Annotated in this window: 11 protein-coding genes and 1 pseudogene; 4 read left to right on the top strand and 8 right to left on the bottom strand. The window is 53.0% G+C overall.

The features are described from left to right. Positions 1-187: 187 nt before the first annotated feature. From L691_RS0107595 to L691_RS0107560, 7 genes are all read right to left on the bottom strand, one after another. The gene (locus tag L691_RS0107595; protein ID WP_025689770.1) at positions 188-457 is read right to left on the bottom strand and encodes a hypothetical protein; all 270 of its coding nucleotides are present in this window, start codon (positions 455-457) and stop codon (positions 188-190) included. 123 nt (positions 458-580) lie between these two features. Further along, positions 581-1,099, bottom strand: coding sequence for a DJ-1/PfpI family protein (locus L691_RS0107590; RefSeq protein ID WP_025689769.1), 519 nt, complete (start codon positions 1,097-1,099; stop codon positions 581-583). 184 nt (positions 1,100-1,283) lie between these two features. Further along, positions 1,284-1,673, bottom strand: a complete 390-nt coding sequence (locus L691_RS0107585; protein WP_025689768.1) for a winged helix-turn-helix transcriptional regulator — start codon at positions 1,671-1,673, stop codon at positions 1,284-1,286. 799 nt (positions 1,674-2,472) lie between these two features. Further along, a complete protein-coding gene (locus L691_RS0107575; protein ID WP_025689767.1) occupies positions 2,473-3,894 on the bottom strand; it encodes a radical SAM protein in 1,422 nt (473 codons plus the stop codon). Between the two features lie 77 nt (positions 3,895-3,971). Continuing rightward, positions 3,972-4,772, bottom strand: coding sequence for a prolipoprotein diacylglyceryl transferase (locus L691_RS0107570; RefSeq protein WP_025689766.1), 801 nt, complete (start codon positions 4,770-4,772; stop codon positions 3,972-3,974). A 16-nt stretch (positions 4,773-4,788) separates the two neighbouring features. Then, positions 4,789-5,052 carry a hypothetical protein gene (locus L691_RS0107565; RefSeq protein WP_025689764.1) on the bottom strand — a complete coding sequence of 88 codons (264 nt, stop codon included), beginning with the start codon at positions 5,050-5,052 and terminating at the stop codon, positions 4,789-4,791. Between the two features lie 124 nt (positions 5,053-5,176). Then, positions 5,177-5,761 carry an NAD(P)H-dependent oxidoreductase gene (locus tag L691_RS0107560; protein WP_025689762.1) on the bottom strand — a complete coding sequence of 195 codons (585 nt, stop codon included), beginning with the start codon at positions 5,759-5,761 and terminating at the stop codon, positions 5,177-5,179. Positions 5,762-5,906: 145 nt separating this feature from the next. Between L691_RS0107560 and L691_RS0107555 the strand changes: the two genes are divergently transcribed. Both L691_RS0107555 and L691_RS28225 read left to right on the top strand, forming a co-directional pair. Then, positions 5,907-6,338 carry a MarR family winged helix-turn-helix transcriptional regulator gene (locus L691_RS0107555; protein ID WP_025689761.1) on the top strand — a complete coding sequence of 144 codons (432 nt, stop codon included), beginning with the start codon at positions 5,907-5,909 and terminating at the stop codon, positions 6,336-6,338. A gap of 178 nt (positions 6,339-6,516) precedes the next feature. Continuing rightward, positions 6,517-7,586, top strand: a pseudogene (locus L691_RS28225) (SDR family oxidoreductase). A 31-nt stretch (positions 7,587-7,617) separates the two neighbouring features. Here L691_RS28225 and L691_RS0107545 read toward each other — a convergent pair. Then, positions 7,618-7,998, bottom strand: a complete 381-nt coding sequence (locus tag L691_RS0107545) for a winged helix-turn-helix transcriptional regulator (RefSeq protein WP_025689760.1) — start codon at positions 7,996-7,998, stop codon at positions 7,618-7,620. Positions 7,999-8,264: 266 nt separating this feature from the next. On the opposite strand from L691_RS0107545, the gene nudC reads away from it, so the two are divergent. Together nudC and L691_RS28215 are read left to right on the top strand one after the other, a co-directional pair. Further along, on the top strand, positions 8,265-9,086 hold the full coding sequence (gene nudC / locus L691_RS28220) for an NAD(+) diphosphatase (RefSeq protein WP_036735957.1): 822 nt from the start codon (positions 8,265-8,267) through the stop codon (positions 9,084-9,086). 66 nt (positions 9,087-9,152) lie between these two features. Then, positions 9,153-9,827, top strand: a complete 675-nt coding sequence (locus tag L691_RS28215) for a cupin domain-containing protein (RefSeq protein ID WP_084653957.1) — start codon at positions 9,153-9,155, stop codon at positions 9,825-9,827. Positions 9,828-9,890: the final 63 nt, after the last annotated feature.

The following is a 9,890-nucleotide window of genomic DNA, read 5'->3' as shown; positions in this document are numbered from 1 at the left end:
AGAATCAGGAACTTGACATCATACCGCTGGACTTTTGCCATCATCGCAGCCTTTAACGATTTTCCGCTTTCCTAATATATACCCTAAAGTCCCCTCTTCCGGAATACAAAATGAAAAAGACCTCCGCCCATGACGGAAGCCTGTATATAGAAACGTTTCTTCTTATGCTGGTTGCCTGCTGTGCGGATTAACGCCCCTGCTTATTCAAAGAGGACAGTCTCTTCTTTTCTTCCTCCAGCATTTCCTCCGCCAAGTCCACGCCATGCCCCTGAACCGATCCCTCTGGCGCATGCTTGATGGCCCGCTCGGCATGCTCCAGACTGTTCTCGGCTTGCTCCACGGCCTTCTCCTTCGGATGGCTCATCGCCTGGGTGACGGCGTTATGCAGTTTTTGCGCCGAATCCTGCGCCTGATCCACGGTGCTGTTCGTTCGCATACTGGACTCATAATGTCTCATAAATCATAACCCTCTCCTTCTTCTCGCATAGCTGCTATCTTTCCTTGTATAGGATGGCCTGAAGAGGATGATTATTATGTATTCGGACAGGAGAAAAATATGGATTTTGCTCTGCAACGGTTATTAGGCCAGCGCCGCAACCAGGCTTTTACCGAAGTCCCGCGCACCGTCCGGGCCGTTGCTGGTGATGATATCGTCATGCGCTACCACATTTTGCACGACATAGTCCGCGCTGTTAGCTTTCAGTTCATCAATCATAACATCCACCGGATAGCAGGTCGCCTGGCGTCCGGCAAGCAGACCCGTCTTCGCAACCGAGACAGAGCCTGCGCAGATACCAGCTACAAGAATCTTGTGCTCATAAGCCCGCTTCAAATATTGGATCAGGTTGTCGTCGCCCCACAGGTAATCGATTGTGCCGGAGCCGCCGATGACGGCCACCACATCATAGTCCGCAGCGGAAACATCGGAGTATACCACTTCGGCGTTTACTTTCCCCTGATTGTCGCCTGTGATTTCACCAGTCTTCGTGCTGGCCACCGTTACGGTGATTCCGGCGTTCTCCAGTTCCTCCTTCGGATGAAACAGTTCGTCTTCGTTGAAACGGTCCGGCGGTATTATAAGCATCGCTTTTTTACTCATTGGTAAAGGTCCCTCCCCAAGTTTATCTTTCACGAGTCACATTGTAACGCTGTCGTCTCGTCCTGTGAAGAATGCACTTTTTAGTACAGAGGTTACCAAAAGGTTACCTGCCCTCGTCTTTTATCGGCCTTAGCCCCGTGGCTTGTTTAGGCTTTTTTGCAGGCCCCTTCGAAGCTATCCGCGCTTACTTCTGTCTCGTCTCCAGCTTCAGCTCCTGTCTGATCCGTTCGATCCGCATTTTTCCCCACTCGTACATCATCTCAACAATCGGCAGAAGCGTCATTCCAAGCTCGGTCATCGAGTACTCCACCTTCGGAGGAATGTCGGGATACACCTCCCGGTGAACAATGCCGTCCTCCATCAATTCGCGAAGCTGCTGGGTTAGTATTTTATGCGAAATTTTCGGAAAAAGCTTCTGCAAATCGCTGAACCGGTGCGGTCCCTCCACGCCGAGATGCCACAAAATCACAACCTTCCATTTTCCGCTGATGATGGACAGGGTAAGCTCCTTTTCACAGTGAAAATCGCCGTTCACGATTTTTTGTCTGATTTCCTCTCTTAACGGATCGGACATTCGGCCGCTCCCTCCTTATTCCATTGGTACGCCATGCCTTTTGCGCTGGTCTGAGCCTTTAGGGCGCCTTTCGTAATTATATACCATAATCGCCAGCAGCTTAGGTGAGCGGCTTATCGTTTCTTATCCATTCAAAAGGACATCCCGAGGAATGCCCTTCTTGTACCGGGATTCGACAGCCCGGCAGCTACAATACCTGTCACGCTTTTCCGCAACCGCTTTAAAGCGCCGGTTCCCTAATAAAATATTGAGGCTGCTGAAGAAGCTTACGGCGGATGTCAATTAAACGGGGCAGCAGTTCCGTTTAAAGACATGGCAAGGCGTCCGACATCGGGGTGGATAGTAGGTGAGTGGGGGATCGATGGATTGGTTGGTGGGTCCGATGGGTTCGATCAGTTGGATTGGTTAGGGGGGCTGTAGGTCCAGTGGTTCGATGAGTTAGTGTTTCTTTGGTGGGAGGAGTTTGATTTTGGTTTGTTGATGGGTTGGCGGGTCGATAGGTAGGGGAGATGCCTGCGTCTATACATCTTTTTCCGTGGAAATTCTCCTCCCGGACCCAATTCCTGCAAAAGTCCAGGTATTTCACCTCCCCTCACCCCGGTTGGCGATATCATAAGCTCAAAACCTGCACATTCGCATCAATCACTTTTTCCTACGCGAAATTCACCTGGGTAAACCTGCAGGTTTGCAGGAAAATGCCAGCCGCCATACACCGGGCCCAGACTGAACCGATGTAGGTCAGAAAGCTGTCAGCTAGTTAGCCGCTTCGTCAGCGCTTTTCCCTCTGCGACAGGCTCCCCTACTGGACTTCCCCGTCCCATGCAGTCGTAATCTCGTCCCTTATCCCTTCCAGCAGCTGCTCTTTATCGTCCCGATAAAACAGATTGTAGGTGTCAAAAGGGATGATCCGCCCGTCGGGATGGGCGATATGCACGCAGGACTTCTTCACCGACCGCACGTCGAAATTATGCGCATCGAGAAACTGCATCACGATCACCCGGAACACATTGTCATAGCTGATCTGCTCCGGCACGGCGGCAAGCGGCAGACAGCAGAGCAGGCTCTTGAGCGACAGAGCGGAAGATACCGGTGAGTGGCCGGTGGAGAGAAGCTCGAACATTTTGCCTCGGATTTCCGGGTCCTGCTCGAACACAATCGTATTGCTGCCCCCTTCAAGCAAAATATCCGGATCGATCAGTCCGGTCAGCGGCAGCACCTCTTCGCCCAGCTTCAGCGCGTAGCCCATCGCAAGGGAATCGGGATGGCAGGGCACCGGCAAAATATCCGCCTCCCCGAACACCCCCGACCGGTCGATAATGCTGCGCCGCACCTCGCTTACCGTCAGCCGATCCTCTACTGGATCATAGCCCTCCAGCCTTCCCGCCGCCTGGATCGGCTGAATCGTCACGCCGCGCACAGCCCTTTGCTTCAACCCGTACTGGATGATCGAGCCGATCTCCCCGTCGTTCAGCCCCTTCTTGAGCGTGACGACAAGCGTCGTCGAAATATTGAATTCATTCAGATGGCGAATCGCATCCTCCCGGATGTGCCGCAAATCCGCGCCCCGCAGTTCCTTCAGCACGGACGCCTCCAGGCTGTCGAACTGAAGGTAAATCTCGAAGCCCGGCATGTACGAAGCGAGCCGCCGCGCGAACTCCCGGTCCTTGGCGATGCGGACGCCGTTCGTGTTCACCATGATATGCTTGATCGGACGGCTCTTGGCCATGTCCAGTATCTCGAAAAACTGCGGGTGCGTCGTCGGCTCGCCGCCGCTGATCTGCACAATGTCCGGCTCGCCCTCATTCTCAACGATCCGGTCCAGCATGAATTCAATCTGCTCCAGCGACCGGTAGGACGTGCGGTGCGGCGACGACTCGGCGAAGCAGATCGGACAGCTCAGGTTGCAGTGATCCGTAATCTCCAGCAGCGTCAGGCAGCTGTGCTGCTCATGATCCGGGCAGAGGCCGCAGTCATACGGGCAGCCATATTTAATCGGCGTATTCCACTGAAGCGGCATTTCCGACGGCTTGATAAACTCCCGCGTCTTTTTGTAATAAGGCACGTCTGTGGAGATCAGCACCTTTTCCGGGCCGTGAACCAGGCATCTTTTGACCATGTATATGCGTCCGTCTTCCTGGATGATCTTGGCCTCGATTTTGCGGTAGCAGACGGAGCAGATGCTGGCGGTCAGCTCATGATAGAGATACGGTCGGTTCGGCATGGGAGGACTCCTTTGCGGTTGGAATGGAATGGCTTGACTGGGGTTCTGGACTTCCACAGCTGCCCGCCCCTGCGCGCTTAAACCCTCGAATCTCTACGGAGAGCGGGAGAACGGCGGACACGCCCTCTGAACCACAGCAGCCAGGCGTAACAGGCTAGACCTGCGAGGCAGGCAAGCTGAATATTGTTAAGCCCGAGATAAGGATGGGGCGTCGGCTTGATGAAATCAATGGCAAACCGGAAGGCCAAATAACCGAACATGAACCACTGGAACATCCGCCCTGGAAGGTAAAAGATGCCAACCTGACTCCCCAAAGGCGCGCGGCTTCGCCGGTACAGCGGGATGAGCAGCAGCGCGAGCGCCAGCAGAAAGACCATTTCATACAGCTGGGTCGGATGCCGCCTGACCCCGTCGCCAAAGTCGATGCCGGTAAACCAGGTTGTCGCGGTGCCATACGTATGGTCGTCAAGGCCCGTCAGGAAACAGCCGATCCGCCCGATGAAAAGGCCCAGGATGAGCGGATACACAAAATCGTCGCCGGTCGACCGGGTCCAACCGACCCACTTCTTGGTCAGTTCGACGCCGATCAATCCGCCGAGCAGACCGCCGACGATGGTCTTCCCGCCCCAGAGGAAGTGAAGCTGCCGAAGCTGCTCCCACGTAGCTGCCGGGTCCTCCAGCCAGAACAGCAGCTTGGCGCCGAGCGCGGCGCCAAGAATGGTTCCGGCAAGAATCTGCAGGCTCATCAGCCGGGACATTTCGCTCGGACGCCGGGTCCACAGATACACCCGGAAGCCGATAAAGTGAGAGAGCGACTCGAACAGCACATGCGGATGAATCCGCCAGGAACCGAGAGCCAGGTATACGGGGAATTCCATCGGCGCGCTCCTTTGATTATGATGACAGACTGAAGATATAGGCCCCGCAGATCGCAGCCAGCAGCACCGTTAGCGCCCCGATAATCGCCAGGATGGCCACGATGACCCGGAAGACCGCGCTTCGCCCTTTGGGCTGCGGCCTAACCAGCGCCTCCGCGCAGTTCTCACGGCATCTTCCGAGATCTGCATCATAGCATTCCTCGCACAGCGGCTTGCCGCATCTGCCGCATTGATGAACCGCCTGGCGGTCCGGGTGATTCATGCAACGGAAACCGGCCATATCTTCACCTCATTTGGAATTTGGAGTTGGAGTTTGGAGTTTGCCTCTATTGTAAACGCTAACCTAGGCTTTCCGCCAGAGAAACCTTGACCCAGTATATGGCTTACGGTGACTGCTTGAAAAGTCACTGCGCCGAAAAATACCGTTCCACCTTAGCCAGCTTCTTCACCTGGTTCCCCTTCTTGCTTTCCATTGACCCAAACTCGAAGAATTTGACCTTGCGGATGCCGACAAAATGGAACAAGCCGCGCTTCATCAGCACTTTATGCGCATTGTTCAGGGTTAGCAGCGGATAGTGGGCCGGTCCTTTCATCGTGGAGATGCATACCGCGCTTTTTCCTTTGAGCAGTCCTTCGGGATAAATCTTGTTCGGCCGGTCCCGATAAGCAAAATTAGAGGCGAACATTCGGTCGATGTAACCGAGCAGAATAGCCGGTGGTCTGCCCCAATAGATCGGATAGATGAACACAAGCTGGTCGGCCCAGCGGATTTGTTCTCTGTATTTTTCCAATTCCGGGTCCTTGTGCATATCCCTTCTTCTGCGTTCTTTATTGTACACCAGCGACGGATCGAAGCTTTCCTCGTACAAATCCAGCACCTGCAATCCCCCGGAAGAAGTGTTCTGTGCAACCCCCTGCTTCACCGCGTTCAAAAAGGCGCCATTCAAACTTTCACGGTTCGGGTGGGCATAGACAATCAATGTGTTCACGATTCATCACCTCATAATTAGTTATCAAATGATAACATTTATTTTATATTTATACTATGTTATCGCCATTTAGTTGTCAAATGATAAATAGATTGCGCGTAAAAAAAATATTTGTCATAATAATTCCACATAGCGAGGTGATAACATGCCATTACCCGAATTCGCCAATAAACTCAGGACGTTCGGAACCGAGTTCTCGAAAGTGACGCGCCATCTGCTTACCGCGACCAAACCGGAAGATGTAACGCTGCTGCAATTCGAAATTTTGCATTTCCTGTACACTGAAGACTCGGTTACTTTTGGCCAGATCAGCGCCTGCACCGGCATGTCCCTGCCCAACACGAGCCGCGAAGTGAAGAAGTTAATCGAGAAGAAGCTGGTTACCAAACGGGCCGATATCAAGGATAAAAGAGTTCATTTTGTCGAGCTGTCCCCATCGGGAAAAGAATTGATGACGGCGTCATCGGCAAAGCTGGAGCGGCTGATCTCAGGGCAATATGCCCATTTGAATCCGGAGGACGTAAGTAAAGTGATGCAGGCACTAGACCTGCTGTCAGAAAAGCTGCTGGGAGAATGAGACAAAACAAAGCGCAAAAAGGCTGGGATTTCTTTCGAGAGATCCCGGCCTTTTCTATTCGGCACCGCCTTTTGTAACTTTCAAGTCACTATATGACTTCAAAGTGCGTACTTTTCAGTTATCGCCCGGCTGCGCACAATGAGGGTGTAACCATTATAGGTAAGGAGAGGATTAAATGATGAACACAAAAGCAGCGGCGCCGCGAAAAACGGCTCTTGTTGTTGGAGCTAACGGGGTGATCGGGCGCAATTTGATTGATTATCTTGCCACGCTTCCCGATTGGGATATCATCGGCGTATCGCGCCGAGGCGGAGAATCATCCGGCCGCGTTCGCTATATCGCTGCGGATTTGCTGAATCCCTCGGAAAGCCAAGAGAAATTAAGCAGCCTGACGGAGGTGACTCATATTTTCTACGCCGCCTACCAGGACCGTCCGACAGGGCGGAGCTGGTTCCGCCAAATCTCGCTATGCTCGTCAACGTAGTTGAGGCTATCGAGCCGGTTGCCGCAAGGCTCAAGCATATCAGTCTCATGCAGGGCTACAAAGTGTACGGAGCGCATCTCGGACCTTTCAAGACACCGGCCCGCGAGAGCGACGCCGATCATATGCCGCCGGAATTCAATATCGACCAACAGAAGTTTCTGGAGCATCGCCAGCAGGGAAAAGGCTGGACTTGGTCGGCGCTCCGCCCTTCCGTCGTATGCGGTTTCGCTCTCGGCAATCCAATGAATCTGGCTATGGTCATCGCCATCTATGCCTCGATGTCGAAAGAGCTGGGAATCCCCCTTCGCTTTCCCGGCAAACCGGGTGCCTACCACAGTTTATTGGAAATGACCGATGCCGGGCTGCTTGCGAAAGCAACGGTGTGGGCGGCAACTGATGAGCGCTGCGCGAATCAGGCTTTCAATATTACGAATGGGGACTTGTTCCGGTGGAACGAACTTTGGCCCAAGATCGCTGCTTACTTTGAACTGGAGACGGCCCCTCCGCTGCCGATGTCGCTGGACGTCGTGATGCAGGATAAAGAAGCGCTCTGGGAGGCCATGGTAGAGAAATACGGCTTGGAGAACAACAGCTATAGCAGCGTTTCCTCATGGCGCTTCGGCGACTTTGTGTTTTCTTGGGATTACGACTTTTTCGCTGACGGCACCAAAGCCCGCAGGGCCGGCTTTCATGAGTTTGTAGATACGGAGTCCATGTTCCTGAACATTTTTGAAGATTTCCGCCGCCGCAAGGTCATTCCATAACCTTACAGAGAAAGAAACCGGCTTTCGCACTTCATAGACCGGTCTCTTTCTCTGTTTGGACTTCGGACAAGATAATGGCTTGATCCCCGTATTTCCGTTCAACATGAGTATCGCCCCAGCGGCACATGAGATGAAGAATTTCCTTGAGGCTCCAGCCGTAGTCGGTCAGCTCATACTCGACTTTAGGCGGAACCATATTGTATGTTGTCCGCTTAACGACTTCATCCCTCTCCAGTTCCCTCAATTGCTGCGTCAGTACTTTCTGTGTGATGGCAGGCATTAGGCTCATGAACTCGCCGTTGCGTTTCTTGCCAAACGTGAGATGGAACAAGATCAGCGGCTTCCACTTGCCCCCGATTACTTCGAGCGTCGCTTCTACTGCGGTATTGTAAGTTTTCATCGGTTCCAGCATAAGTTCGAACACCTCCGCCCTTAACCTTAATTCCTGTCTATCTTTCTTAAGACATAAATAGTTGATTTTCAGCTTATTCTATCACAATTAGAAAAACCGATCATGCCAATCTAAAACCTGCCGATTCGATCTGAGTCAGCAGGTTTTTCGTTTGTCACTCTCTCCTTTTTTTGCTATTCTTAATAGAAAAATTTGGCCGAGTGACCTGCCTTCAGCGCAGGATTATGGCGCCGAGGTTCCGGCCCGGAAAGGTATAAAGAGAAAGCATCTACAAACGATATAATCCCGCCGTCACTGCAGACCCCGACTTTGGAGGGTCTGCGTATTGGTTCATTTTTAGCGCCGGCAGACTGCTCGTTACAGAATCAGCCGGCATTACCGGCATTCCGCTTGCGCAATCAGCCGAGCAGCTGCGTATTGACCCGGTGCGCACTTTGTATCTCGGGACATTTGAAGATACCCCGAGCTTCGCCGCAGAGGTCCGGTCGGACGCTGCCGAACCGGAAGGCATGGCCTTCCGCCCGCTCCGCTCACTGTATGATGAAGTGGATGAAGATCTGTTCCACCTGGCAGGCAAGGCGATCCAAATGCTCGCCTGGGATGATACGCATCAGTACTGCGGCCGGTGCGGGACGCAGACGGTGTTATCAGAGATTGAGAGATCCCGGAAATGTCCGAACTGCGGGCTGGTCAATTATCCTCGCCTGGCACCAGCGGTGATTACTGCTATTCTGAAGGATAACCAGATCCTGCTCGCCCATGCCCGGCATTTTCAGAATAATATGTACGGGCTGATTGCCGGCTTTGTCGAGCCCGGCGAGACGCTGGAGGACTGTGTGAAGCGTGAGATCATGGAGGAGGTCGGAATTAAGGTCAACAATATTCGCTATTTTGGCAGCCAGCAGTGGCCTTTTCCCCATTCCTTAATGGTTGGTTTCCTCGCTGACTACGAAAGCGGCGAAATTACGGTGGACGGCGAGGAAATTGTCCATGCCGATTGGTTCGAACCCGGCAATCTGCCCGTCATTCCGGCAAATGTCAGCATCGCACGCAAAATCATCGACTGGTACGTAGAGAACTATTCCTGAGGGTAACCCCCTCCCTCCGTCATGCATATGCTGGATAGACAAATGCCCAGGATGGAGGAACCCATAATGAACTCTCCGCTCAGTTCTCCGGCGCTGACGCTTACGGCGGATTCCAACAAGCACATCAATTACCAGCTGAATCCGTGCAATTATATTACCCAAGTGTTCGGAGCTCAGCTGCCCGTTATTCCAACAGGTTTTTTTAACGTGCATATGACGAAAGGATTTATCATTCAGCCGCATTGGCATACGAACGCTTCGGAGGTTGTGTTTGTCATCAGCGGGGAAATTATGACCTCGGTATTTAATCCTTTTACGCAGCAGCTCATGACCTACAGGCTGACCCCCGGCCAGGTTTCCGTGCTTCCCAAAGGATGGTTCCACTGGATTATCGCCTTATCGGAGCAGACGCACTTTTTAACTATTTTTGATGTTCCCACCCCTGATATCGTCTATGGCTCCGATTTCCTGAAAGCCATCCCTCCGGAAGTCCTGAACCGGGCCTACTGCGTAGATGAAGAGAATTACAAACAAGCGGTAGCTCCGCTGCAGGAATCCGTCATTTTAGGGCCGCCTCCGGGCTGCGTCTGCGGGGATGTCCCGCCGTCGGCCCAGGGAATCCAATATCCGCATCACGGCGGCCACCAAGCTGCAACTTCTTTCCCGTGTCCCTCCCACGGTCAAGTGTATCTGCACGATTATGACGGGCAGCCCTATAACCGTTATCCTTATTCGTACTAAGCACATGATCACGCCCGGCCTTGTTAGCCCTCATGTTTAGAGCAGGATCGACGTGAGTGCTTG

Origin of the sequence: Paenibacillus zanthoxyli JH29, assembly GCF_000520715.1 — a bacterium.
In the GTDB taxonomy this organism is placed as follows: domain Bacteria; phylum Bacillota; class Bacilli; order Paenibacillales; family Paenibacillaceae; genus Paenibacillus_AQ; species Paenibacillus_AQ zanthoxyli.
Note: the sequence above shows the minus strand (reverse complement) of the source record. Positions and strands in the feature narration are given on the sequence as shown.